Below are 24,728 nucleotides of genomic sequence, written 5' to 3'. Positions count from 1 at the left end.
TTTAAAAAACTCAACTATACCGCAAATATGTTTATGGCCTGAATTATTGTAGCACAGGCTTCTTTAATTTGTTCAGAAGTGATAATAAGCGGAGGAGCAATGCGCATGGAATTGCTGCAATGTAAAAACCAGTCGATAATAATGCCCTGCTCAACACAATGATCAATGATAGCTTTGTTAAGTTCAAAGCTGTCCAGTTCGGCAGCCAGCATCAGCCCTTTTCCGCGTATCTGTTTAATGGCAGGGTGTACCAGTAATTGTTTAAACAGCGCTTCTTTGGCGGCAACTTGTTCAATCAGGTTTTCATTTAATAAAACCTCTAAAGATGCCAGTCCGGATGCACAGCACACCGGGTGCCCGCCAAATGTGGTGATATGCCCCAGAATAGGATTATTTTTCAGGGCTCCCATTACTTCATTCGAGGCAATGAAAGCGCCCAGCGGCATTCCGCCGCCCAAGGCCTTGCCAAGCACCAGAACGTCGGGTACGATGCCAAAATGCTCAAAAGCAAACAGCTTTCCGGTACGGCCAAAGGCTGTTTGGTTTTCATCGAGTATCAGTAGCGTGCCTGTTTTGGTGCAGCGGTTACGCAGGGCCAGCATGTATGCTGCCTCAGGTACGCGTATGCCTGCCTCGCCCTGTATGGTCTCCATCACCACGCAGGCTGTCTCACTGGTAATGAGATCCAGATCGTTAAGGCTATTGAAATTAATAAATTGTATGCCGGGCAGTAGGGGCCTGTAGGCTTGTTTAAAATCCTCGTTACCCATTATGCTCAGTGCACCTTGCGTACTGCCGTGGTAAGCGTAATGGCAGGCAATGATCTGGTTTCGGCCAGTATAGCGTTTAGCCAGTTTCATGGCGCCCTCAATGGCTTCGGCTCCAGAGTTGGTAAAATATACCGACTGCAAACTTCCGGGCAGGAGGGAGGTAAGCTTTTCGGCGAAACGTACCTGTGGGGTTTGTACGTATTCACCATATACCATCAGGTGCATATATTTATCCAACTGATTTTTGATAGCCTCAATAACCTGCGCATTGCCATGGCCAATGTTACTCACACCAATGCCCGATATAAGGTCCAGGTATGGTTTGCCCTCTGCATTGTACAGATAAACTCCTTGCGCACGTTCAAATTCCAGTAGAAGCGGAAAATCGGTGGTTTGAGCGTTATTTGCTAAAAACAGCTGGCGGAGGGTTAACATGGGGCAAAAATACAAAAGGCCTTACACTTTCCATGTAAGGCCTTTTGTATTTTTGGTTAAGTAGTTTGATAATCGGCTCGCAATAGCTAACTATTGAAACAGACTTTGCATGTGCCGTTATCAACTAATCTCAATCCGGTGTTCCGCGTTCGCGGTAAATTTTTATAAGCTCATCTCTAAACTCGCTTTCGCTCCGGAAGACAAGATTCACTTTGGCCTGCGGTAATATCTTTGAAAACTCCTGTGTGTACTTACGTTTGATATCAACCAGTTGCTGATCATAAAGCAAATCCTTATCAATTTGGTCCTTTGATCGGTTATTCAGCATGTTTTGACGTTTCAGCTTACGCACGCTGTTTATTTCCTGGCTGTACTGCCGATAAAGCGGCCAAAATTTAGCCGATTCATCGTCAGATAGGTCCAGCTGCCTATCAATGTAGTTCTCCCTGGCAGTTTCGATCTTCTTATAAGGAGAAAAATTACCCTTACTGTTCCTGAACGAAGCCGGGGGCTGGCTATAAGCCTTAGCTCCGGCAACAATAAGCAGGGTAAGTATTATATATTTAACAAAGTTGTTCATTTCAAAATTTTTTATTGGGCGTCAACATAATCCTGAATAGCGGCTCTTAGTGCGTCGTCATCAAGCTGCGAACCGTCAGCTATAACGGTGCGTTCTGTTTGGGTGGCATCTGCCTGATTTTCCAGGTAGTTCTCCAATACATCGGTTGATACATCTTGTAATTGCTCATGCATAAATGTATGGTTTTGAGCTGCCGATGGTAATGAGGCCTGTTTCATGTAAACAGCCAATCCTACAATGATAGCAAAACATGCAGCAGATGCATACTTAAATGCCGCTGTTGAAACCAGTTTTCTTACAACATTGCCTCTTGATGGCATTTGAACCACTTTGGTTTCCGGCTTTTGGGCTGTTTGGCTTAAAATGCTTTGCTGTAACTGATTAAAGTAACCATCGGGCACAGCATAAGCATTGCTGTCAGCGCTTACAGTTTCCTCAATAGCTATGCGGCTTTGTATATTACTGCTTAAACTTTCGAAGTATCCTTCAGGAACGGCAAACTCTTCAGTCTGACCCGCCAGAGCTTCTTCAATAGCTATGCGGCTTTGTATGTTGCTGCTCAGCTCGTCAAAATAGCCTTGCGGTACGGTGAAGCTTTCTGCGGTTTCACCCACCGCTTCTTCCAAAGCAATACGACTTTGTATATTGCTGCTCAGCTCATTAAAATAATTCTCCGGAACCGCGAAACTCTCGCCTTCTGCAGCCATTGCTTCTTCAATGGCAATGCGGCTTTGTATGTTGGTGCTTAATTCAGTAAAATAGTTTCCAGGTAAGGTAAAACCTCCTAAAGCGTCGGCTTGCTTAATTTCTTCTAAATGTACACCCGATATAATCTGCTCGCTCAAGTCATCAAAGTATCCGGCAGGCACGCTAAAAGGGTTACCTGTTGGTAACTTTTGGCGCCATGAGTCATCCTCATGCCAGTCTTTATGTTCTATATCGATTTCCATATCCTACGTTTGATGAAAATAAAACAATAAGGTTTAATGTAAAAATGAAAATTAATCGTGTGATAGTAAATGCGCCTCAATCTTTTTCACTGCCAGGTGGAACGATGCTTTTAGCGCACCCACACTGGTTCCCAATACTTCAGACATTTCCTCGTACTTCATATCATCGTAATACTTCATATTAAACACTAACCGCTGTTTGTCGGGCAGGGTAAGTAAAGCCTGTTGCAGCTTTAACTGTACTTTGTCGCCGCTTAAGTAAGTTGAGTCGGCTAATGATTCGGCCAGCTCATAAGATACATCATCCAGCGGTATATTATTTTTCTGTTTCTTTTTATTTAAGAACGTAATGCACTCATTCGTGGCAATACGATACATCCAGGTGTAAAGCTGGGCATCGCTCCTAAAGCCGGGCAGGTTCTTCCATATTTTAATAAACACGTCCTGCACCAGGTCATCGGCGTCGTCATGGTCAATTACCATACGGCGCACGTGCCAGTATATTTTCTGCTGGTACTTGCTCAGCAGTAAGTTAAAAGCTTCGTTCCGGGTTTTTTCGTCCTGAAACTTGCTGAGTATCTCGGTATCGCTAACGGATGCTGACATCTATTGTTCTTTCTATTGGATGTATGGAATTGTAATAGGTTTAATACAAAACTGTTTTTACTATAACAGAATTAAAGATATTAAATGTTTTTAAAATAGCCTTATGCCTTGAGCAAATCCAGTATTTGCTGCGATGAATTCTTGGTGTCTACTTTACTAATGATATGGCTTATAACCCCCTCAGGGTTGATGATAAAAGTGGTACGCTGGGTACCCATATACTTTTTGCCATACATGTTCTTTTCAACCCAAACGCCATAACTGTTTACAATTTGCTGGTCGGCGTCGGCAATAAGCGTAAACGGCAGGTTATACTTGGTCTCAAACTTTTTGTGCGATTTTTCGTCATCGGTGCTAACGCCGATAACTTCATAACCTTGTGTTGAAAGGAACTGGTAATTGTCCCTAAAATCGCAGGCTTCGGCCGTACAACCCGGGGTATCATCTTTAGGATAAAAATAGAGTACTACGGTTTTGTCCTTATAGTCGGCTAATGATACGGTTTTGCCGTTCTGGTCTTTAGCGGTAAAATCAGGTGCTTTATCGCCTTCGTTTAATGTTGCCATATAAATATAGGTTACTTATCGGTTGAATGCTGCCGCATACTGCGATACATTATCTTTTTGGTCGGTAACGGTTACCTCAAAAGTATGTTTACCCGCCGTAATGCTTTCGTCAAAGGTATATCTAAAAACACGGGTTTTATAATCCTGTTCCAGCAAAATCCATTTACCGTCAATCTTGCCTACCACGGTTTTTACGCCAGAGAGGTTGTCGCTTGTGCGCAAGGCAATACTGCGTACACCGGCCAGGTTACTGCCATTGCGAATGTTAATTGGGGTTATTATCGGTGCAACGGTATCAATCCGTATATAAAAGTCGCCAAATGAAGCTGGTTTAGCTTTAACATAGCCATCCTGGTAAATGCCGCCCACTGAGCCGCCCATGGCGTTTACGATTACTGCTTTATTAGCCAGGCTGCCAATGCTGGCATCTGGCTTTATCCATAAGTCATAGTTAAGATGAATAGGGGTGAGCCGGTTGTGTACACGGTGCGTGGCCGAGTATGTGCCCGGCTTTTGCGGTAGCAGACTGTACTGAAAATCCACATCATCATATAAATTACCGGGAGAAACTACCACTTTAAGCGGGCCGCTGTTAAACTCGTTACGCTGATCGTACCGGAAGCGGGTACCGGTGTAATTAACCACCGGCCTGTCCTTAGCAATGCTGGATTGTACTTTAAGCTTCAGGGTAGAAGTATTGCCGGCTATATCCTTAACCACATATTCCACATCGTGCAGCAAAGTGTCGCGGAAGCTGACAACGCCCCGGTCTTCTGACTGCGGATAAAGTGAGATATGGCTGCCCGGCGGCACAAAACATTTTTGTATCCAGCGCCTGGCTTTGATGTATTGCGGATAGTCGATATAGCCGTTAATAGCATGTGTTTGGTCAAATGCAAAACGTTCAACTGCGAACGTATACACTGTACGGCCATCAACCTTTAGTTGTAGTGAGTAAAAGCCATTGCGGTTAACCGATGAGCTGTTCTGATCGTAAGCGGTTATACCGAAGCCTATATCGCCACTTAAAAACAGGGTTTGCGGTTTGGTTAAGCGGTAGTTGCCGCCAGCACCTGATACGTCATAATACTGGCGCAAGGTGTTTTCGCTAAAAGGGTGGCCATTAAGATGATATAAAGTGATGCTGTTAATTGCTGGCGGAATATTATCAGGGATGGTTAAGCCAAACAGTTGAGGGTTAACAGTTTCTTCGGTTAACGAATCGCGTATTTCAAAATGCAGGTGTGGCCCGCCTGAAGCGCCGGTATTGCCCGATATGGCAATAAGCTGCCCTTTAGTAACCGGGAATTGAAATGGCTGCAGCCTGAAATCGGCCTCATAAGTTTGGTGCTCATACTGGTACTGACGCACGGCCTTGGCCAGTTCGGGTGTCAGGTGATCGAGATGGCCGTAAACCGTTGTATAGCCGTTAGGGTGAGTTAAGTAAACCGCATTGCCAAAGCCGCCTAGTTGCACACGCAAACGCGACACGTAACCATACATGGCAGCATGAACAGGGTAGCCTATTCGGCGGTTGGTCCTGAAATCGAGCCCAGAATGAAAGTGATTGGCACGCAACTCACCAAAGGAGCCAGCCGTACTTGGCGGTAAATCGAGCGGGTACTGAAACGCACCCACGGGGTAAGTTTTACTTTTTACAATATCTTGCGCATGGCTACATGTGAACATAGCTATGCCTCCCAGCAAACAAATAATATTTTTTAGCATCAGCTTATTTAACGTGAAAATCGAGTAGTTTTTGCCCTTCCAGGTAACCTTCAAGGTGGTCTCCCGGTTTAACGGCAGCTACGCCCTCAGGGGTACCGGTAAAGATCAAGTCGCCTTTTTTAAGGGTAATGTATTGAGATACAAAAGCAATTAGCCGCTCAAAAGAAAACAGCAGGTCTTTGGTGTTACCGTCCTGGCGTGTTTGCCCGTTTACATCAAGTTTTAAATTGATGTTATATAAGTCGGCAAACTGGCTTTTGGGTAAAAAGTTACTGATAGGTGCAGAGTGGTCGAACCCTTTGGCCAGTTCCCATGGCAAGCCCTTCTCTTTATGACGGCTTTGAATGTCGCGGGCGGTGAAATCAATTCCCAAACCTATTTCGTCAAAATAATCGCCTGCAAATTTTTCGCTGATGTGCCTGCCTTCTTTGCTTACCTTCAATACCAGTTCAATCTCGTGGTGTACATCCTGCGAAAATTCCGGATGATAAAAAGGCTTATTGTCTTTAAGCAGTGCAGTGTCCGGTTTCATAAATATTACCGGCGTAGTAGGCACAGGGTTATTCAGTTCTTTAGCGTGTTCGGCGTAGTTGCGGCCAATGGCAATTATCTTCATAGCAAAATAGTGTGTACAAGGCCAAATCTATATTATTTACACAATAATTTAAGTTGTTGCGCCATGTAACTTTCAAGTAACAGAAATAATAACTTAAAGTTCAAGCATAAGTTTTAATGATTTTATATATTTAGAGCAACCAGTCAACGCTTTTCTTATGGAGGTTAAGATCCCGTAAAATGGAAGAGAGAATACCTTATTGCCGTAAGTGCAAAAAGCCTTACAGCTATCGTGTGCCACGCACGCGCCTAGTAAAGCGCTTGTTCTTTTTCTTACCTGTAAAAAGATTTTTTTGCAATACCTGCTTTAAGAAAAGACATGTTTGGGAAGCAAATTGAGCGCTTAAATAAGAATGTAAAAGTTTTACAGTATCGTAATACGCTTTATCACCGATTCGGTGCCTACCATTACCCTTAAGAAATAAAAACCGCTGGTTAACCTGTTTGTAGCAATGTTATGAACAAAGGTCTTTTCGCCAGATTCCACCCTGTCAGAAAACAAAGTAGCCACATTGTTGCCTAACACATCCATAATTTTAATTGTCACGTTGCTGTTGCGCGATAACATGTATTTCAGTGTTATTTGATCGGTTACGGTAACTGGGTATATCTGCACATTGCTGAGCAGCTTATCGGTATTGGTTTGTACGCTCGGCTTTATGTTTGAGTAAGGCGACGGCTTTACCTGTGGCATTGAAGCGACGCTGATGCCATTTTTAAGGTAAGAACTTTTTTGATTAACCTTTGGTTTACGCACATAAATAGTGTCGCGCCGCATGTCCTTACCGGGCCCCGCAGCAAAGGCAAAGTTTATGGCCATTGCCGAAGCAATTAATATTATCCATAAATGATTAAAAGTATATCTTTGCCCCATATTTACATTCAATTACAAAGGTACTAATAAATCAAGTTAATCGTTACAGTGTAAAAAGTACATATACATTTTTTAACAATTTTTAACAAAAATTGATTTGGCTGGTTATGCTACTAATCAGTTGATTTTAAACAGGTGACAGCCTGTTATGCGTTATTCTGCGCATGTTCTGAATTTTATAATTTTATTCATTCTAAAAGTGTCATCACACAATAAAGATCTGCAAAAACTGACAGCCGCCGGGTTGCTTATCAGTTTAGGAATTGTTTATGGCGATATTGGTACATCACCTTTATACGTTTTTAAAGCAATTGTAGGGGAAGAGCCAATTTCAGAAGCACTGGTATTAGGCGGCGTCTCGTGTATCTTCTGGACGCTCACACTGCAAACCACTATAAAGTATGTCATGATCACGCTTCAGGCCGATAATAAAGGCGAGGGCGGCATATTTTCTCTATTCTCTTTAGTACGCCGGCGTGCCAAATGGCTTATTATACCGGCCATAGTTGGTGGCTGCGCTCTGCTCGCCGATGGTATTATTACACCACCAATTACCATATCTTCGGCTATTGAGGGGCTGCACACCCGGTATCCTCATTTGCCAACCATGAGCGTGGTTATTGCCATTATTGCTTTCTTGTTTTTTATCCAGCAGTTTGGTACCTCCTTAGTGGGTAAGGCTTTCGGTCCGATGATGTTTATATGGTTTACCATGATTGGTGTACTTGGTGTTAATTACATTGTGGAGATGCCATCGGTAGTGAAGGCACTAAACCCTTACTACGCTTACCATATATTAACCACCGATCCGGCTGCTTTTGCCATATTAGGTGGGGTGTTTTTGTGTACAACCGGGGCTGAGGCTTTGTATTCAGACCTTGGCCATTGCGGTCGTAAAAATATTAGGGCGAGTTGGGTATATGTAAAAAGCTGTTTAATTATCAATTACCTGGGGCAGGCCGTATGGTTACTGCAACACAACGGGCAAAAGCTTGATCTGGATAAACTGAATCCGTTCTATCAAATAATGCCCGAATGGTTCTTGATATTTGGTATCGGTATAGCTACTATAGCGGCTATTATCGCCAGTCAGGCATTAATTTCGGGGTCATATACGCTTATTGCCGAGGCGGTGCGTTTAAACTTGTGGCCTAAGGTAAAAATCAATTATCCGTCTGAGCAAAAGGGACAATTATACGTGCCCAGCATCAACTGGATTTTATTAGCGGGCTGTGTTGGCGTGGTATTGCTTTTCCAGGAGTCTAAAAAGATGGAAGCTGCATACGGTTTAAGCATCACAATTGCCATGCTCATGACTACCATTTTGGTGTCTAAATTTTTGAGAAGACGTAAGGTGCCATCCTATCTGATCAATTTGTTCCTGGTGGTTTACGTACTGGTTGAAGGTACTTTTCTATACGGAAATCTGGGCCGGTTTGCTGCTGGTGGCTGGTTTACCGTAACTATAGGTGTGGTGCTCTTCGGCGTAATGTGGACCTGGCACACTGCCCGTAAAATCCGTAACCGCTATGTTAAGTTTGTTGAAGTTGAAGACTACTATGATATCTTAAAAGAGTTGAGTGAAGACGAATCGGTACCTAAGTATGCCTCGCAATTAGTTTACCTTACCAGCGCCAATTTTAACTCCGAGCTCGAGTCGAAGATTATTTACTCTATACTGCAAAAGCAACCTAAACGTGCCGATGTGTACTGGTTGGTGCATGTTGACGTTATGGATGAGCCCTATACCCGCGATTACGAAGTGGACTTTTTAGTGCCAAACAAACTAATCCGTATCGACTTTAAACTGGGCTTTAGGGTAGGGCAGCAAATAAACCTCTTATTCCGCAAAGTAGTAGAAGACCTGGTTAAGAACGGCGAGGTGGATATCACCAGCAGGTATGAATCTCTCAGCAAGCGTAAAATTGTGGGCGACTTTAGATTTGTGGTAATTGAAAAAGTGCTTTCCCGCTCACATAACCTGTCTTTTTACGAGCGCATTATTATGGCCGCATATAGCCAGCTTAAAAAGGTGAGTATATCTGAAGAACGAGGCTTTGGCTTAGACCTGAGCTTTGTAACGGTAGAAAAGGTACCACTCATGCTTACCGATCCCGAAACGGTTACCATCAATCGTGTGATTTAATACATTATAACTATAAAAAAAGCCTGCTTACGAGCAGGCTTTTTTTATAGTTATAATTTGGGGGCGACGATTGCAACAGCTATTTATTGGGCTAATACGATCATTTTCTTTTTAATATACCCCTGCTCCAACCTTGTGAATGCATAAATGGCCTGTTATCCAGCCAAGTTATCCACATAATAGTGCTGAAGGTGCCCAATATAGAACCAGCTGTAACATCTTCAAAAAAGTGCTGACTCAAGTACATGCGCGAATAGGCAACCGACATAGCAAACAACAAAAAGATAAAGCCGTAACGTTTGTTTACTGCCACATATGACAGCACTACCGCTGCAGAAAATGCCGTAACCGTATGGCCGGAAGGAAAACTGTTGTTATGCAACATGTTAATGCCCTTTACAAAGTGAATGGTGCTCAATTGCTTTTCGAAGTATACCACAGGCCGTGGCGCATGGTAAATGTGTTTTACAATTTGTACCAATATACCGCTAATGGCGAAGCTAGTAGCTACTAAAAGCGTTTTACGGTAACTATGGCAAAGCATAATAAAAGTTATGATGAGTACCATATAAAATTCGCCTAAGTGGGTGGCGTAGGGAAAGATATAATCGCCGATGTTGCTGTGTAGCGCGTTTAGGGAAAAATAGATCTCTTCACGGGTGTAGTTAATCTTGATTATTAAACAAGTAACTAATACAGCTAAATATGGTAAAAAGAATAGTCTTATCTGGTGTAAAACATCGGTAATGCGGGCGTTCATGTTACAAATTAAGCACAATATAACTAATCACATAAAATTTGGTTATGTTTGGTACTGCAAACTATTTAACGTACATGTCGAAAAGTATATTTCGCAAAAAATCCCTTGATAAAATTCTGGCCGATGTGCAAAGCGGCTTTAGCGACAGCGAACACTCAGGCACACACCTCAAAAAAGAACTCCGTGTAAAAGATTTAACCCTGATGGGTATTGCTGCTGTAGTGGGCGCCGGTATATTCTCAACCATAGGCACCGCCTCGTTTAACGGCGGACCGGGAGTTAGCATTCTGTTCATACTTACGGCAATTACCTGTGGCTTTTCGGCCATGTGCTATGCTGAGTTTGCTTCACGTATACCGGTAGCTGGCAGCGCTTATACCTATGCTTATGCTTCTTTTGGTGAATTAATAGCCTGGATTATTGGCTGGGATTTATTGATGGAATATGCCATTGGTAACATTGCGGTTGCAATATCATGGAGCGAATACTTTGTAAACCTGCTCGAAGGTTTTCACATTCATTTGCCCCGTTATCTCACTATGGACTACTTTTCGGCCTTTAAGGGGTACGAACAGTTGCAGCAGCTAACAGCATCCGGCCATGCTGCCGAAATAACGGAACGTATTAAAGCCGAAGCCCTTGCCTGGAGCACAGCGCCCGGCATAGGCGGAATAAAATTTGTAGCAAACCTGCCGGCTTTATTAATTGTAGTGCTGATTACCTACCTCGTATACGTTGGTATACGCGAAACCAAAAAAGTAACCAACGCCATGGTACTGCTCAAAGTAGGCGTGGTGATTGCTGTAATTGTTTTAGGATTTTTTTACGTTACACCAGCCAACTGGCACCCCTTTATGCCTAATGGCTTTAGCGGGGTGATGAAAGGCGTATCGGGCGTGTTTTTTGCCTATATAGGTTTTGACGCCATTTCTACTACTGCCGAGGAATGTGAGAACCCACAGCGCGACTTACCCAAGGGGATGATTTATTCCCTTATTGTATGCACTGTTTTGTATGTACTTATTGCACTGGTGCTTACCGGTATGGTTAGTTACAAAGAGTTGCAGGTTGGCGATCCGCTGGCATTTGTATTTGCAAGAGTGGGTTTAACCAACATTAGTTACGTGATATCCGTTAGTGCAGTGATAGCCACCGCGAGTGTGTTGCTCATCTTCCAAATGGGGCAACCGCGTATATGGATGAGCATGAGCCGCGATGGTTTATTGCCAAAAGCTTTTTCGCGTATACATCCCAAATTTCAAACACCTTCATTTGCTACCATTGTAACCGGTTTTGTGGTAGCTGTACCTGCTTTGTTCATGAATTTAACTGAAGTGACCGACTTAACCAGTATAGGTACCCTGTTTGCTTTTGTGCTGGTATGTGGGGGCGTGTTGTTGCTGCCTAAAACCGAAGCTGTAAAGGGTAAGTTTCGTATTCCCTATGTGAACGCTAAATGGATTGTGCCAATTCTGTTCATAGCCGGTATGATATTCTTTTGGAAGCCTATGATGCGCATGTTTGCTGAGGAGAATAGTCACGAACGCTTTCCGTTTCTGTTGTTCATTATCTTATCAGCCGCATTAGCGGTGCTTTCTTTCGTTAAAAATCTTTCATTGATACCCGTGTTGGGCTTGTTAAGCTGCTTTTATTTAATGACGGAATTGGGCTACATTAACTGGCTGCGTTTCCTGATCTGGCTGGTGATAGGTTTGGTGATCTATTTTACCTACGGCTACAAGAACAGTCGTTTAGGTAAAGAAGCGGTTTAGTGTTGCCACGCGTTACACGTTGGCCAAGGCTTAAGCATTTTAACAGAATGGTTAGGAACGCTTGGCTTGAAAGGCTGCCTAATGATGCCTCAAACGAGGGAGCGGAAAAACAGTAAGGACTGGAAGTAAGTATAGCCTGGCAATGTACCGCTAAGCAAAGGCGAGGTTGGGCGAAATCAATTGGTAAGCCAAGCAGGTATTTGTTAATGGTGGAGAATCTTTATGCCATAAAAACAAAGGTTTTCAACGAAGCCAAAGGCATGTAACAGGATTGTTTTTATCCTTACTGAAACAATTTGCCAGTGTTTAGGCTTTGGCTCTTATCATTATGCTACGCCTTATTGTATTAATCTTACTTTTTTTTGCATCACTGCTTACTTGCTTTAAAGCGCCCACATACCACTTATGGATGCTGGCTATTCTAGTAAGCGAGTATGGGCTGCTTTTTATCGGCGTTACAGTGCTGGTTTTGTTAAGCGGCTTGTGGATTAAAAAATATCAGGTGTTAGGTACAGCCGCAGGGATAATCACCGTGGCGCTTTTGTTATTGCCCATAGTAAAGGCGTATAACGTTGGCACCAATTTAAAAGCCGATATAGACCGGGCGTTTTTATTTTGCGGAAAGCCTGCAAAAACATTTTCTTCCGCATTTAAGCCTTTTACCTTTTCTAAGCTTTTTCAGAAAGATCCGCAATCTGCTTTCCAAACGTTAAAGTACGTAAGCTATCCGGACACCTCTTTAACGCTTGATTATTACAAAAGCAATGCTACAGGCAAGCGGCCGTGCATAGTAGTTATACACGGCGGATCGTGGAGTAGTGGCGATAGCCGGCAACTGCCCGAACTAAATGCTATGTTATCTCAGTCTGGCTATCAGGTGGCCAGCATTAATTATCGTTTGGCCCCACGCTGGAAAAGCCCCGCCCCCGTGCAGGATGTAAAGGCTGCATTAACGTATTTACGCAAACATGCCGGCCAATTGCAGATTGATACTGGTAAGATCATTCTGTTAGGCCGATCAGCAGGTGCACAAATAGCTTTACTTGCGGCTTACACCGTTAAGCAGCAAGGCATTAAAGGGGTAATAGATTTTTACGGGCCCGCCGATATGGTTTGGGGATACTCAGTGCCCGCACCTAAGTTAATTATGGATTCGCGCGGTGTAATGGCTAATTATCTGGATGGCTATTATCCAAAAGTTCCGCAAAATTATGCCGGTAGTTCACCTATAAGGTACGTGAGCGTGCAGAGTGTGCCAACGCTCATCATTCACGGTGGCAATGATGTGCTGGTAGCTTATGAGCATAGCCGCCGATTAAGCGAAAAACTTAAGCAAAATGGTGTACCGCACTATTGGCTGCAGTTGCCCTGGGCAACTCACGGGTTCGATCATCATCTTAACGGGCCAGGTGGACAATTATCCACCTTTGCGGTTCAGCAATTTTTACGGCAGATATTGTAACAGTATTGTTGGGTTGCTTAAAAACAAATGCGTGTATTGGTACTTAATTAGTTAGTATTAATTAAATCAGCATTATGAAACACGCCTTTATCTTCGCCACCAATGTTTTTATTAGTGGTGAGCGCACAATAAGCTACGCCACTGAAGATCAGAAGATAGAATTTTTAAAAATTTTATCCTTTTACGAGCATCACAGTAATAATACGCCCGACAAAGTTTTGCGCATCGATGCCCAAATAGGCACATCAGACGGGGTTAATTTCAATATTCAGGATAACCAACTCGATGCAGGAACTAACACTGAAGCGCGCATAAGTGACAAACGCATTCAGTTGTTTCGTCCGGGCCATGAAGAGCCGGTATTGGATGTGCGGCAATTGGATGAAGATGAATATAAAGAGCTATCGAGTCACATTGTTAACGAGATTGACGCACAGCACGCTTACCCGGTGCTTATGGTCAGAGGCGATTTTAGCGTGAACGGACACCGTATTGTAATTGATAATGACAAGCTTTTTGTTAACGGAGACGACTTTGCCAATGGTGTTACCAACGCCCATGAAGGAGTCATCTTAAGACCGAATGACTCGGCGTATTGAGCAACAAAGTAGAGAAGTTTAAGCGCGCAGATAGGAAGCGCCATTTAAGTCGATTATGCCGGCGGTAGTAAACTCAAAGCCTGGCGAAGCGTATACGGCAGCCACACGGGCAACTTCCTGCGTTTCGGCCACACGGTTATATGGGCTTTGTTTTTTTATGGCTATGCCTTCCTCGCTGTTCAATAGTTCGGCTGTCATGTCGGTTTCTACAAAACCGGGCGCTATAACATGAACGCTGATGTGATGCGGCGCCAAACTTACGGCTAAGGACTGACTCATGGCATTTAGCCCGGCTTTACTGGCTGCATAAGCAGGATGGTTGGGCTCGCCTCTAAATGCACCTCGTGAAGAAATATTAATGATTTTGCCGCCGCCTTTTTGAATCATATGTCTTGAAGCAAAAAAGCACAGGTTGGCTACGCCGTTGAGGTTGGTGCTGATAGTATCTTCCCAACTCTGCAGCCATTGCGCATAGCTCACCTCATCTATTTTATGTTCAAGGTATACACCGGCATTGTTAACAATAACATCTATACGGGGGTAATGCTGAAGCAGCTTGGTAAAAAAGCGTTCTACATTTTTAGGATGACGTTGATCTAACTGAAACAGGCCATGATTGCCACGTGGGTCTAACTCACTCAGTGTGCGCTCGGCCTCGTCATGGTTAGTGTTATAAGTGATAATAACATCAGCGTTGAGTGATGCAAACAATTGAGCGCAAGCCTTACCTATGCCCCTTGAGCCACCTGTAATAAGTACAGTTTTGCCGGTGTAATCAATTAACATAACTTGCTCTTGTTTTCTTATGGTTTAAGTATTGTTTTACTATTACGCAAAACAAGAGTAAATGTTACCTCGGCATTATATAAAGTTTAGCGCCCTAAGTAACAAGTTTGTTATGATATTTTTAGCGGCTTACTTTTTTTGCTGCACTTCTACTGCTTTTTCGCGCTCTTTATCACGTTTTTTGAAAAATCCGCGAAGCAGGAAGTTGTGCTGAACGGCCTCAAGGTCGTCGTTTAACTTAATGGAGCTTTGGTTAAGATAATCAAGTGTGCTTTTTAACTGATTAGCCGTTGGCTGATCATTCAGCAGAACACCAATCGCATTGTCGTTAGTGTTTAGCTTATTACTGGCTTTGTTCAAATTGTCGGTCAAAGTACTGGCCTTCGCAGTTGCTTCCTGTAACTGGTTAGCTGATTGTTGCAGCTTGGCAAATACAGCAGTGTCAGTCAGCATTTTATCAGCCAAACCGCCTTTAGTGTTCATTTTGTTGCCAAAGCGGCTCAGTTGATCAGCCATGGTTGCAGTACGTGCAGTTGTAGTTTGCAGGTTTTGTACCATGGCCCTGAATTGCATGGCCAGGCTTGAGTCTGCCAGTAAAGAGCCGGCTAAACCTTTGCCTTCTACCAATTTCTTGCTAAGCGTTTTAAAATCGTTGGTGATAACCAACAGGTTTTCGTTGTTTTTCTGGAAGGTCTTCATGATCTCATCAGTAGAGAGCATGCCTTTTGAATTTAACAAATCGCCATCCTGAATGGTAGGGGCAGATGGGCTGCCACCATCAATGGTGATGATTTTGTTGCCAATAAAGCCTTCGGAACTTATAGCTGCAGTCGCATCTCTGTGAACAAACTGCTGTATAGCCTGATCAACATTAAACTCTACATCAACCTGGTTTACGCCGGTGAACGATATGTTTTTAATGGTACCTACCTTAACGCCCGAAAACCAAACGTTGTTGCCTTTAATTAAGCCCGAAACGTTATCAAAACGCGCTTTTAAGTGCAAGCCTTTGGCAAAGCTTTTTTGCTGGTTACCTAACGTAAATATGGCTACTACTAAAATAGCCAAACCCACGGCGATGAACAAGCCCACCCAAAAAGCATATTTATTTTCCTTTAATTCCATCTTAATTGATAAAGTTATAGTCGTAAAATTGTTTCACCCGTTCATCTTCGCTTGTAAACACTTCTTCAAAGCTGCCCTGGCGCTGAAACTGCCCATCCAGTAACATGGCTACACGGTTGCCGGTGGCTTTGGCACAAGTTAAATCGTGCGTTATAATAATGGATGATGTATTGAAACGCTCCTGAACGTGGTTAATCAAATTATTAATTTCCATTGAGGTGATTGGATCCAAACCAGCGGTTGGCTCATCGTACAGCATAATTTCGGGCCGTAATATGAGTGTACGGGCAATGCCTATACGCTTACGCTGACCGCCCGATAACTCGGCCGGCATCTGGTTAATGGTTTGCTTTAAACCAACCGCCTCCAGCACCCGCTCCACCATCCCATCGATCTCCCTGCGGCGTAAATTTTTTTGGTTACGCACCAGCGGAAACTCAAGATTTTTGCGCACAGTCATGCTGTCGTATAAAGCACTGTTCTGAAAGGAGAAACCTATACGACGGCGTAAATCTTCTAACTCCCTGGGTGTAATAGTTGTTACCTCGTTGCCCAGTACATTTACCGAACCTGCATCAGCGCGGAGTAAGCCAGAAATAATCTTGATCAATACCGATTTTCCGGTACCCGAACGGCCAAGTACTACCAGGTTTTCATTCTTATATAGATCAAGGTCAACGCCACGCAGTACGTGGTAATCACCAAACGACTTAGTAAGGCTTTTAATACTGATTACCTTTTCGTTGTAATTTATGGATGAATTTTCTTTGCCCATGTCATAAATTCTTAGCGGAACCAGCCGGTTATCTGCACTATAATTACTTCTTCAATAAACACCAGAAACATAGCTGTTACTACGGCCGAGTTAGCCGCCTTACCCACACCCGACGTGCCGCTCGATGAGTTCCAGCCTTTGTAAGCGCCCACAATGCCTATCGTAAAACCAAACACCATAGATTTGATGATAGATGATTCAAAATCAATAAAGCCGAGTGGCTGAAAAAATTGCTGTATGTAAGTGCTAAAGCTGGTACCTTCATTCACCATTACGTTTAAATAACCACCCAGCATGGCAATCAAGCCGTTATATATAGCCAAAATAGGAATACTGATGGTGGTAGCCAGCGTGCGGATGCACACCAGGTATTTAAACGGGCGCGTACCCGATACTTCCATTGCGTCGATTTGTTCGGTTACCCGCATAGAGCCCAGTTCGGCTCCTATACTGGAGCCCACCCGGCCAGCGCTTATCAAGGCCGTAACTAATGGTGCCAGTGCCCGCATAAGCGCAATGGATACCAATGATGGGATCCACGAGGTTGCCCCGAACTGAACCAGTGACGGACGCGACTGTTTGGTGAAAATCAGCCCCACAATAAATCCGGTTACTGTAATAAGCAATAACGAACGCACGCCAACTTCCCAGCACTGTTTAATCAGTTCCCTGAACTCGTAAGGCGGCACAAAGGCTTCCTTAAAAAAGCGACCAATAAAGCGGAATACGTCGTAAACATCTACAAAAAACTGGGTAAAGCCTTTGAATATAGACGGTACTGCTTTCGCTTCCGTTGCTGATGTGCTATTTTGTGTATCCATTAATTAAGCTGGTAAAATTACACCATATTTTCAACTAACCGCCAAATAACAGCAAAGTATTGGCAAAACTTTGTAAGTGCTTTGTAAAAACTGTTTTGATAAGCATATTTGAAGTAATGATAAATAAAAGGCATTGCATACTTATTACCATGCTGTTAAGTATAATGCAAATTGCTGTTGCCCAGCAGCAAAGCCCGGCAGATACGCTGGCCACGACCGAAACCCGGTGGCTGTTGAGCAGTATGCGGAAGCTTACCGGTGCAGGGGTGTTGTTTGGTCATCATGATGCTACAGCATACGGTGTAAATTGGCGTTTAAAGGACAGCTCTGACATAAAGAACGTTACAGGCAGTTATCCCGCAGTTTACGGCTGGGACCTTTCGGGTATTGAGGTAGATAGTACTTATGATATTAATGCCATACCGTTTGCCACGCAAAGCCGGTTGGTGCGCGAAGCTTATGAGCGGGGAGGCGTTAACACTTTTTGCTGGCACATGCACAACCCAGTAAATGGCAAGTCAGCCTGGGATACTGTTGGCACCACGGTTGATCAGTTATTGCCGGGCGGTAGTTTTCATCAAACCTACCTAACTTACTTAGACAAGGCTGCTAAATATATAAGCACCCTTAATGGCCGCGATGGTGAGCCTATTCCCATTTTGTTCAGACCTTTTCATGAATTAACAGGTGAGTGGTTTTGGTGGGGTATTTACACCGCCACGCCCGACGAGTTTAAGGAGTTGTGGCGATTTACGGTAAACTATCTGCGCAATACCAAAAAGCTGCATAACTTGCTCATGGTATACTCGGCCGCCGATTTTTATGAGGAATTGGAACTGCTGGAACGCTACCCCGGCGATGATTATGTTGATTTTATGGGGTTTGATCGCTATTGCTTCGATAGCACTGCATTATACCAACGCAATATGAACCGCCAATTAAAACTATTGCAGCAGGTGGCTGATGAGCATCATAAACTAACTTGTATTGCCGAAACCGGCTACCAGGGCTTACCAGTAGCCAACTGGTGGACTGAAACCCTGGGGCCTATATTATCTCAAAACAATAAGATTTCGTACCTGTTGATTTGGCGTAATAACGGGCCGGAGCATTATTACGCGCCGTATCCGGGGCAGGTTAGTGCACCTGATTTTAAACAGTTTTATCAAAGCAATTATATAATGTTTCAGGATAAACTTACACCGCTTGAGATTTACGGCCCAAAGCATGCACAGCGCTATAACCGCAAGGCCGGTCCGTGAATAAATGTAGATTAAACAATTATTGCGAATACTGATTTTTTTATACATTTTAGGCGGCCTGATTACAGCAGTTAACGGATAAGAACAGACGCTTGTAATGAGGGAAAACGATTCTAAAACCCAATTAACCTGTTATGATAAACTTAAAAAGTAAAAGTTTTTATGCAGCTATGCTGGCAGCCGGTTTACTATCGGTAGCAGCCTGCAATCAATCATCTAACAAACAATCTACTAATATGACAGACAGTACCACCAACACTGGGCAACTGCCGGCGGCTTCAGGCTTCGAGAAAACTATCGACGGTAAGCAAACCAAACTTTACGTATTAAAAAACAGTAAGGGCGTGCAGGCAGCCATTACCAATTACGGCGGTCGTTTGGTTAGTATGCTGGTGCCCGATAAAAGCGGTAAAATGGTAGACGTAGTAGCCGGTGCAGGCAGTGTAGACGGTTTTGAGGATGCTAAAGGCAATTACTACGGCGCGCTGATTGGCCGTTACGGCAACCGCATAGGCAATGCTAAATTCACTTTAGAAGGTAAAGAATACAAGCTACCTGCTAACAACGGTCCTAATACCTTACATGGTGGTAAAGAAGGTTTCGACGTAAAAGTTTGGGATGCTAAGCAGGTTGACGATCATACCTTAGAGCTTTCATACCTATCGGCCGATGGCGAGCAGGGATTTCCGGGCAACCTGAAAACCACGGTTACCTATAAGCTAACAGATGATAACGCTTTAGAGATTTCCTATAATGCTACTACAGATAAGCCTACGGTGGTTAATTTAACCAACCATGCTTATTATAACTTAAATGGTAATGGCAGCGGATCTATTTTAAAGCACAGCTTACAATTGGCAGCCGATGCTTATACCCCGGTTGACAGCACCCTGATACCAACCGGTAAAATTGCCCCGGTTGATGGTACACCATTCGATTTTAGAAAAGCGACTACGATAGGCGCCCGTATTAATGAAGGCGATGAACAATTGAAAAACGGCCAGGGCTATGATCATAACTTTGTATTGAACAAGCATGATCTTAAAACGCCGATTGCTACTGTACAAGGCGATAATACCGGCATTGTAATGGAGGTGTTTACTGAGGAGCCGGGCATCCAGTTTTATAGCGGTAATTTTATGAAGGGCGAGTTTAAATTTAAAAATGATGTGAAGGATGACAACCGCACTGCGTTTGCATTAGAAACACAACATTTTCCAGACTCACCTAATAAACCTTCGTTCCCGTCAACAGAGTTAAAGCCAGGGCAAACTTATAAAACTACCACTATTTATAAATTTTCGGCTAAGTAGTAGTTAGGCATTATAAGGCTTAAATTCATAAAGGGCCTGCAGCAAATCTTTTAAAAGATTACTGCAGGCCCTTTTGCTGTGTGATGCATGTATGTATGGTAGCCGAATGCTGTTTAGAATGATTCCATGTTTTGCGCTTAACAATACGTTAAACCCGCGCTTATCTTAACGTTACAGTGGCAGGCTAAGTTTGCTGCAAATAATTACTCATGAAAAATTTGTACGCAAAAAAATTAGGTCTTGCATTTACAGCATCGGCTATAGCGGTGGCTGCATTTGTTGCCGGTTGTGGTAAGGATGATGATGGCGGCGAAGAAACCACAAACCCGGTAACGCTAAAAAGTTACTCGGCCACCCCGGCACTGCTCTTAAAGAAAGCAGGTTTTGAAAGTATTGAGGTTTTCTCACTTTTTAGTTCTGAAGACAAGTTTGAGCAATCTCCTAATTACATTTTTGGTGGTTCGGCAGATGGTGCAGGTGTGGTAAAAAATCCTGATGGAAGCGGTTATATAATGATGGTGAACAACGAGGACAATTACTCCGTGTCGCGCATTACCTTAGATAATAATTTTAAACCTGTAAAGGGTGAATATGCACTTAACTCTGATGGTGGGCAGTGGCGCCTGTGCTCCGGCACTATGGTTACCCCGGCCGTACACGGCTTTGGCCCGTTATACTTAAGTGCCGGCGAAAGCGCGGTTGAGGCACAAACACATAGCTTAAATCCGTTTACAGCAGGCTTGCAAAGCAATACGGTAACACAGGGCTTTAGTCACTGGAGCGCTGAAAACGCTGTTCCGTTGCCTAAAGATGCGTATACAGGTAAGACTGTTGTACTCATAGGCGAGGATGCTGATGACGCATCTGGTGGCCAGTTAGTACTTTATGTATCCAATACTGTAGGCGATCTTAACAATGGCTCACAGTATATGCTTAAACGTACTGATAACAATCAAAAAGAAACTGATATAGCCGTTGGTACCAGCTACGATGTAGAGTTTGTGAAGATAGAGAATCATAAAACGCTTACAGGTGCGCAGATCCAGGCTATGGTTGATCCGCTTAAAGCCATCAAATTTGGCCGTGTTGAGGATGTTGACTACCGCAAAGGTGGTGGTGCTAATAGTCGCGAAATATATTTCAACGTAACCGGACAAGCTGCCACCGTTGCTAATGCTGATAAGTCCAGAACTGTTTTTGGCCGCACGTACAAATTGGTAATGGATGCTAATGATCCGACCAAAGGTAAAATGGAGTGTATTCTGGATGGTGATAATGATAATGGTCCAGCTAAAGATTTCCAAAACCCGGATAATATCTGTGTAACCAACAACTACGTATACATTCAGGAAGATTCGAACACTTACGGTGCCGAAACACATGATGCTTATATTTATCAATACAATATTGCTACCAAAGAACTGAAAGTAGTATTAGAGTTAGACCACCGCCGTAACGACCCTAAATTTGGCGCTACTGCTGCAAAAGGCAACTGGGAATACGGTGCACTGGTTGATATATCTGACGTTGTGGGCATACCCGATACGTTTACTTTATCGATACAGCCACACACCTGGACCGGTAACGCATTTAAAAGCCCTGACGGTGGCACAAAACGACCAAGTGAAAGTCAGGCCAGCCAGGTTGTGGTATTAAAAGGCTTACCCCGTTAACATTCTTAAAATCAATATCCTTATCCTCCGGGCGCTCGTCCGGGGGATTTTCTGTTTTAACTATCCGGAATGAAAAAATTATTGATTGTAATTTTTCTACTGTCTACCGTATTATGGCTAGCCTGCAGGCAGCGTAATCAACAAGCACATGCCCAACAGGTCCAAGCTTTCCAATTGTTGCAGGTACAGCACGCCGACTCAGCCCTTAGGCAATTAAGATTATTGGTAAAAACCGGAGCGCAAACCTTGGTCTTACAACAGGCTTTTAAAAACGCCCGTTTGGCCTACAAGCGTACCGAATTTTTAACCGAATATTATACACCTGTTACCGCCAAGGCACTGAACGGCGCTCCTATACCCGTAATGGACGACAATGACCAGCACCGTATAGACCTTCCAGAGGGCTTTCAGGTAGTTGAGCCCTATTTGTTCCCGGTGATTGATGGAAATAATAAAGCTGAATTGCTGAAGCAACTCGATATAATGATACCGAGTTTTAAACGGCTGAAACAACTCACTCAGACGCAGGAACTGGCCGATGCACAGATATTTGATGCCATGCGATTGGAGGTCTTCCGCATCATTACGCAAGGCATTACAGGTTTTGACGCGCCAATTGCACAAAACTCAATGGCCGAGGCATCGGCGGCTTTAAGCACTTTGCATGATGTACTGGCTATTTATGAAGATGATATAACAAGTAAAGATGAAAACCTGTACCAACAGTTGCAACAAACCATCGTCAAGAGCAGGCGGTACTTAAGCCAGCATACCGGCTTTAATAGTTTCAACCGTATGGCGTTTATTATGCAATATGCTAACCCGCTTTCTGTAAACCTGGCCAAAGCATCGCATCTGCTTGGCATTGATAAGTTTTTGGAAATGAGGGCGCTTAAAGCAAATGCCAAAACCGTGTTTGATGAGCATGCTTTTGACCCCGACTATTATACGGCAAGCTATGATGCCCACAGCAGCCCCGCCAAAGTGGAGCTGGGTAAACGCCTGTTTTATGATCCCATTTTATCAGGCACGGGCAAGCGCTCATGCGCCAGTTGCCACGAACCGCCAAAGGCTTTTACTGATGGCTTAGTTAAAAGCGAATCCATCGATGGTAAGACGCGCATTCGCCGCAACACACCAACACTGCTTAATGCCGGGTTACAACCCGCATTGTTTTATGATAACCGCGTAGCTTACCTGGAAGATCAGGCAACGGATGTAATAAATAATAAGGACGAAATGCATGGCTCGTTGCCGGCGGCGCTTAAACGCCTCGGTGCAAACCCGGCATACAACGGCTTGTTTAAAAGGGCTTTTCCGAAGGTAAAGGAGCCGGTTACCGATTATAACCTGCGTAATGCTTTAGGCAGCTATATACGCTCGCTCGAAAGTTTAAACTCACCTTTTGATAAATACATGCGGGGCGACAGTACGCAACTAAACGCCGCCGAGGTAAATGGGTTTAATTTATACATGGGCAAAGCTAAATGTGCAACCTGTCACTTTATGCCGCTGTTTAACGGCACCGTTCCGCCCGACTACAGGACCATAGAGACAGAGGTAATTGGTGTGCCTGCAATAGCTGGAAAGCTGGGTATTGATGACGATAAAGGTAAGTATGAACTTCGTAAAATTAACTTGTACAAGTATGCCTTTCGTACACCTACAGTACGTAACATTGCCTTAACAGCGCCTTACATGCACAACGGCGTATTTAAAACGCTTGAAGACGTGGTTGATTTTTACAACAAGGGTGGCGGCCTAAGTGCCGGTGCAAACCTGCCTAACCTTACCCTGCCGTTTGATGAACTGCATTTAACACCGCAGGACCAAAAAGACATTGTAGCGTTTTTGAAGAAGTTGACAGATACAGGTACCAAATAAATTCGTTGTAATCATTCTAAAAGCAATTGAGATCGTCATATCGAGCGTATGCGAAATATCTTTCTAAACTATTAAACTTAAAAGACCTATACGTCGTTTAAGGTTCCTGGCACTTGCCTCTTGTTTCTATATTCTTTACCTTTAATTTATGATATTTAGTCGTTCCCCCCGGTTAGTTATGCTGCTGGTTATACTATGTGCTGTGCTGGCCTCCTGTAAATCCAAAAAGGCGGTGCTGAAAGGCTCGCCCGGCGATGTTGTAAAGCCGCAGGCATTTATAGCCGAAAAATATGCTGGTATAATGGGGGTGAGCGAAAATGACATTGCCAACGGCCGGTTGTATAACTTTATAGAACAATGGTATGGTACTCCTTACAAATTTGGTGGCATGGACCACGATGGCGTTGATTGCTCGGGACTAACCTTGTTGCTGCAGCAGCAGGTTTATGGTATCACCATTCCGCGTAATACGGGTAAGCAAATTAATGCCATTAAACGCAAGTACGAAGAAGAACTGCAGGAGGGCGATCTGGTGTTCTTTGATTTTGATGGTAAAAAGTTTAGTCACGTTGGGGTTTACCTCCAAAACGGCTACCTGGTACATGCCAGCACACGCCGTGGTGTTATGATCGTTAAACTGCGAGATCCATCTATGTACAAATACTTTTCGCGCGGCGGGTCGGTTTCCAATACAACCAATATTGCTCAGAATGAATAACTTTAGTTACAGGCTAACGTTGTATACTTTATGAAGAAGCGTGTTTTACTTTGCATAGGTATGGTTTTGTGCAGCGCGGTAACTTTTGCGCAGGTAAAAACTATTAACCTTCAGCAACTGCAAAAGCGCATAAGTAATCCCGATACCGTTTATGTGGTAAACTTTTGGGCTACCTGGTGTGCGCCTTGTGTAGCTGAGCTGCCGTACTTTGAGAAGCTGCAGGCTACTTATAAAAGTAAGCCGTTAAAAGTATTACTGGTTAGCATGGATTTCGAATCGAAGCTGCAGGCCGTTAAGACTTTTGCCCGTACACATAAGCTTGCATCTGAAGTATTTTTGGCCACCCGTAAAAGCGACGAGGAGATGATTGACGGAATTGACAAGGAGTGGAGCGGGGCTTTACCGGGCACTCTTATCGTAAATGGTAAAAAAGGTATCCGTAAATTTCAGGAGCAGGAATTTACTTATGATGAACTGAATAAACTCTATCAAACCAATAAATAGTATT

23 protein-coding genes are annotated in these 24,728 nt (G+C 43.7%); 10 read left to right on the top strand and 13 right to left on the bottom strand.

Annotation, left to right across the window (positions count from 1 at the left end; translation table 11 throughout):
* Nucleotides 1-14 precede the first annotated feature (14 nt).
* The 8 genes from ABDD94_RS15735 to ABDD94_RS15700 form a co-directional block, all read right to left on the bottom strand.
* Nucleotides 15-1,205, bottom strand: a complete 1,191-nt coding sequence (locus ABDD94_RS15735; protein WP_345953069.1) for an aspartate aminotransferase family protein — start codon at nt 1,203-1,205, stop codon at nt 15-17.
* A 130-nt stretch (nt 1,206-1,335) separates the two neighbouring features.
* Nucleotides 1,336-1,785 (bottom strand): hypothetical protein, encoded by a 450-nt coding sequence (locus ABDD94_RS15730; RefSeq protein WP_345953068.1) that lies wholly within the window; start codon nt 1,783-1,785, stop codon nt 1,336-1,338.
* Nucleotides 1,786-1,796: 11 nt separating this feature from the next.
* Nucleotides 1,797-2,735 carry a hypothetical protein gene (locus ABDD94_RS15725; protein WP_345953067.1) on the bottom strand — a complete coding sequence of 313 codons (939 nt, stop codon included), beginning with the start codon at nt 2,733-2,735 and terminating at the stop codon, nt 1,797-1,799.
* A 51-nt stretch (nt 2,736-2,786) separates the two neighbouring features.
* Entirely contained in the window at nt 2,787-3,341 is a 555-nt protein-coding gene (locus ABDD94_RS15720; RefSeq protein ID WP_345951147.1) for a sigma-70 family RNA polymerase sigma factor, read from the bottom strand.
* Nucleotides 3,342-3,442: 101 nt separating this feature from the next.
* A complete protein-coding gene (bcp, locus tag ABDD94_RS15715; protein ID WP_345953066.1) occupies nt 3,443-3,907 on the bottom strand; it encodes a thioredoxin-dependent thiol peroxidase in 465 nt (154 codons plus the stop codon).
* A gap of 15 nt (nt 3,908-3,922) precedes the next feature.
* On the bottom strand, nt 3,923-5,635 hold the full coding sequence (locus ABDD94_RS15710; protein ID WP_345953065.1) for a peptidoglycan DD-metalloendopeptidase family protein: 1,713 nt from the start codon (nt 5,633-5,635) through the stop codon (nt 3,923-3,925).
* Nucleotides 5,636-5,639: 4 nt separating this feature from the next.
* A complete protein-coding gene (locus ABDD94_RS15705) occupies nt 5,640-6,251 on the bottom strand; it encodes a fumarylacetoacetate hydrolase family protein (protein ID WP_345951150.1) in 612 nt (203 codons plus the stop codon).
* A gap of 363 nt (nt 6,252-6,614) precedes the next feature.
* A complete protein-coding gene (locus ABDD94_RS15700; protein WP_345953064.1) occupies nt 6,615-7,124 on the bottom strand; it encodes a T9SS type A sorting domain-containing protein in 510 nt (169 codons plus the stop codon).
* A 199-nt stretch (nt 7,125-7,323) separates the two neighbouring features.
* On the opposite strand from ABDD94_RS15700, the gene ABDD94_RS15695 reads away from it, so the two are divergent.
* On the top strand, nt 7,324-9,270 hold the full coding sequence (locus tag ABDD94_RS15695) for a KUP/HAK/KT family potassium transporter (protein ID WP_345951152.1): 1,947 nt from the start codon (nt 7,324-7,326) through the stop codon (nt 9,268-9,270).
* Nucleotides 9,271-9,370: 100 nt separating this feature from the next.
* On the opposite strand, the gene ABDD94_RS15690 is transcribed toward ABDD94_RS15695, so the two are convergent.
* On the bottom strand, nt 9,371-10,030 hold the full coding sequence (locus ABDD94_RS15690; protein ID WP_345953063.1) for a phosphatase PAP2 family protein: 660 nt from the start codon (nt 10,028-10,030) through the stop codon (nt 9,371-9,373).
* Nucleotides 10,031-10,104: 74 nt separating this feature from the next.
* Between ABDD94_RS15690 and ABDD94_RS15685 the strand changes: the two genes are divergently transcribed.
* From ABDD94_RS15685 to ABDD94_RS15675, 3 genes are all read left to right on the top strand, one after another.
* Nucleotides 10,105-11,802: an amino acid permease gene (locus ABDD94_RS15685; protein WP_345953062.1), complete on the top strand. Its 1,698-nt coding sequence runs from the start codon at nt 10,105-10,107 to the stop codon at nt 11,800-11,802.
* Between the two features lie 409 nt (nt 11,803-12,211).
* A complete protein-coding gene (locus tag ABDD94_RS15680; protein WP_352432873.1) occupies nt 12,212-13,264 on the top strand; it encodes an alpha/beta hydrolase in 1,053 nt (350 codons plus the stop codon).
* 74 nt (nt 13,265-13,338) lie between these two features.
* Entirely contained in the window at nt 13,339-13,863 is a 525-nt protein-coding gene (locus ABDD94_RS15675) for a hypothetical protein (protein WP_345951156.1), read from the top strand.
* A gap of 18 nt (nt 13,864-13,881) precedes the next feature.
* Here the strand turns inward: ABDD94_RS15675 and ABDD94_RS15670 are convergent, their stop codons facing one another.
* The 4 genes from ABDD94_RS15670 to ABDD94_RS15655 all read right to left on the bottom strand — a co-directional run bounded on the left by ABDD94_RS15670 (nt 13,882) and on the right by ABDD94_RS15655 (nt 17,370).
* Nucleotides 13,882-14,649 (bottom strand): SDR family oxidoreductase, encoded by a 768-nt coding sequence (locus ABDD94_RS15670; RefSeq protein ID WP_345953060.1) that lies wholly within the window; start codon nt 14,647-14,649, stop codon nt 13,882-13,884.
* 129 nt (nt 14,650-14,778) lie between these two features.
* Complete coding sequence (locus ABDD94_RS15665; protein WP_345953059.1) at nt 14,779-15,774, bottom strand: MlaD family protein; 996 nt, start codon at nt 15,772-15,774, stop codon at nt 14,779-14,781.
* Nucleotide 15,775: 1 nt separating this feature from the next.
* Complete coding sequence (locus ABDD94_RS15660; protein WP_345953058.1) at nt 15,776-16,549, bottom strand: ATP-binding cassette domain-containing protein; 774 nt, start codon at nt 16,547-16,549, stop codon at nt 15,776-15,778.
* Nucleotides 16,550-16,560: 11 nt separating this feature from the next.
* The gene (locus tag ABDD94_RS15655; RefSeq protein ID WP_345951160.1) at nt 16,561-17,370 is read right to left on the bottom strand and encodes an ABC transporter permease; all 810 of its coding nucleotides are present in this window, start codon (nt 17,368-17,370) and stop codon (nt 16,561-16,563) included.
* Between the two features lie 149 nt (nt 17,371-17,519).
* On the opposite strand from ABDD94_RS15655, the gene ABDD94_RS15650 reads away from it, so the two are divergent.
* The 6 genes from ABDD94_RS15650 to ABDD94_RS15625 all read left to right on the top strand — a co-directional run bounded on the left by ABDD94_RS15650 (nt 17,520) and on the right by ABDD94_RS15625 (nt 24,724).
* Entirely contained in the window at nt 17,520-18,632 is a 1,113-nt protein-coding gene (locus ABDD94_RS15650; RefSeq protein WP_345953057.1) for a glycosyl hydrolase, read from the top strand.
* 134 nt (nt 18,633-18,766) lie between these two features.
* Nucleotides 18,767-19,945 (top strand): aldose epimerase family protein, encoded by a 1,179-nt coding sequence (locus ABDD94_RS15645; protein WP_345951162.1) that lies wholly within the window; start codon nt 18,767-18,769, stop codon nt 19,943-19,945.
* A 209-nt stretch (nt 19,946-20,154) separates the two neighbouring features.
* On the top strand, nt 20,155-21,618 hold the full coding sequence (locus ABDD94_RS15640; protein ID WP_345953056.1) for a hypothetical protein: 1,464 nt from the start codon (nt 20,155-20,157) through the stop codon (nt 21,616-21,618).
* A 69-nt stretch (nt 21,619-21,687) separates the two neighbouring features.
* Nucleotides 21,688-23,502 (top strand): cytochrome c peroxidase, encoded by a 1,815-nt coding sequence (locus tag ABDD94_RS15635; protein WP_345953055.1) that lies wholly within the window; start codon nt 21,688-21,690, stop codon nt 23,500-23,502.
* 148 nt (nt 23,503-23,650) lie between these two features.
* Nucleotides 23,651-24,220, top strand: a complete 570-nt coding sequence (locus ABDD94_RS15630; RefSeq protein WP_345953054.1) for a C40 family peptidase — start codon at nt 23,651-23,653, stop codon at nt 24,218-24,220.
* 30 nt (nt 24,221-24,250) lie between these two features.
* Entirely contained in the window at nt 24,251-24,724 is a 474-nt protein-coding gene (locus tag ABDD94_RS15625; protein ID WP_345953053.1) for a TlpA disulfide reductase family protein, read from the top strand.
* Nucleotides 24,725-24,728 lie beyond the last annotated feature (4 nt).

Origin of the sequence: Mucilaginibacter sp. PAMB04168, from assembly GCF_039634365.2 — a bacterium.
Taxonomy (GTDB): Bacteria; Bacteroidota; Bacteroidia; order Sphingobacteriales; family Sphingobacteriaceae; genus Mucilaginibacter.
Note: the sequence above shows the minus strand (reverse complement) of the source record. Positions and strands in the feature narration are given on the sequence as shown.

Bases quoted from the DNA above. Each gene is read 5' to 3' on its own strand.
- ABDD94_RS15630 (WP_345953054.1), top strand. From the start codon at position 23,651: ATGATATTTAGTCGTTCCCCCCGGTTAGTTATGCTGCTGGTTATACTA.
- ABDD94_RS15675 (WP_345951156.1), top strand. From the start codon at position 13,339: ATGAAACACGCCTTTATCTTCGCCACCAATGTTTTTATTAGTGGTGAG.
- ABDD94_RS15700 (WP_345953064.1), bottom strand. From the start codon at position 7,124: ATGGGGCAAAGATATACTTTTAATCATTTATGGATAATATTAATTGCT.
- ABDD94_RS15710 (WP_345953065.1), bottom strand. From the start codon at position 5,635: ATGCTAAAAAATATTATTTGTTTGCTGGGAGGCATAGCTATGTTCACA.
- ABDD94_RS15705 (WP_345951150.1), bottom strand. From the start codon at position 6,251: ATGAAGATAATTGCCATTGGCCGCAACTACGCCGAACACGCTAAAGAA.
- ABDD94_RS15735 (WP_345953069.1), bottom strand. From the start codon at position 1,205: ATGTTAACCCTCCGCCAGCTGTTTTTAGCAAATAACGCTCAAACCACC.
- ABDD94_RS15645 (WP_345951162.1), top strand. From the start codon at position 18,767: ATGATAAACTTAAAAAGTAAAAGTTTTTATGCAGCTATGCTGGCAGCC.
- ABDD94_RS15690 (WP_345953063.1), bottom strand. From the start codon at position 10,030: ATGAACGCCCGCATTACCGATGTTTTACACCAGATAAGACTATTCTTT.
- ABDD94_RS15625 (WP_345953053.1), top strand. From the start codon at position 24,251: ATGAAGAAGCGTGTTTTACTTTGCATAGGTATGGTTTTGTGCAGCGCG.
- ABDD94_RS15685 (WP_345953062.1), top strand. From the start codon at position 10,105: ATGTCGAAAAGTATATTTCGCAAAAAATCCCTTGATAAAATTCTGGCC.
- ABDD94_RS15650 (WP_345953057.1), top strand. From the start codon at position 17,520: ATGCTGTTAAGTATAATGCAAATTGCTGTTGCCCAGCAGCAAAGCCCG.
- ABDD94_RS15640 (WP_345953056.1), top strand. From the start codon at position 20,155: ATGAAAAATTTGTACGCAAAAAAATTAGGTCTTGCATTTACAGCATCG.
- ABDD94_RS15680 (WP_352432873.1), top strand. From the start codon at position 12,212: ATGCTGGCTATTCTAGTAAGCGAGTATGGGCTGCTTTTTATCGGCGTT.
- ABDD94_RS15720 (WP_345951147.1), bottom strand. From the start codon at position 3,341: ATGTCAGCATCCGTTAGCGATACCGAGATACTCAGCAAGTTTCAGGAC.
- ABDD94_RS15660 (WP_345953058.1), bottom strand. From the start codon at position 16,549: ATGGGCAAAGAAAATTCATCCATAAATTACAACGAAAAGGTAATCAGT.
- ABDD94_RS15655 (WP_345951160.1), bottom strand. From the start codon at position 17,370: ATGGATACACAAAATAGCACATCAGCAACGGAAGCGAAAGCAGTACCG.
- ABDD94_RS15635 (WP_345953055.1), top strand. From the start codon at position 21,688: ATGAAAAAATTATTGATTGTAATTTTTCTACTGTCTACCGTATTATGG.
- ABDD94_RS15730 (WP_345953068.1), bottom strand. From the start codon at position 1,785: ATGAACAACTTTGTTAAATATATAATACTTACCCTGCTTATTGTTGCC.
- ABDD94_RS15665 (WP_345953059.1), bottom strand. From the start codon at position 15,774: ATGGAATTAAAGGAAAATAAATATGCTTTTTGGGTGGGCTTGTTCATC.
- bcp (WP_345953066.1), bottom strand. From the start codon at position 3,907: ATGGCAACATTAAACGAAGGCGATAAAGCACCTGATTTTACCGCTAAA.
- ABDD94_RS15725 (WP_345953067.1), bottom strand. From the start codon at position 2,735: ATGGAAATCGATATAGAACATAAAGACTGGCATGAGGATGACTCATGG.
- ABDD94_RS15670 (WP_345953060.1), bottom strand. From the start codon at position 14,649: ATGTTAATTGATTACACCGGCAAAACTGTACTTATTACAGGTGGCTCA.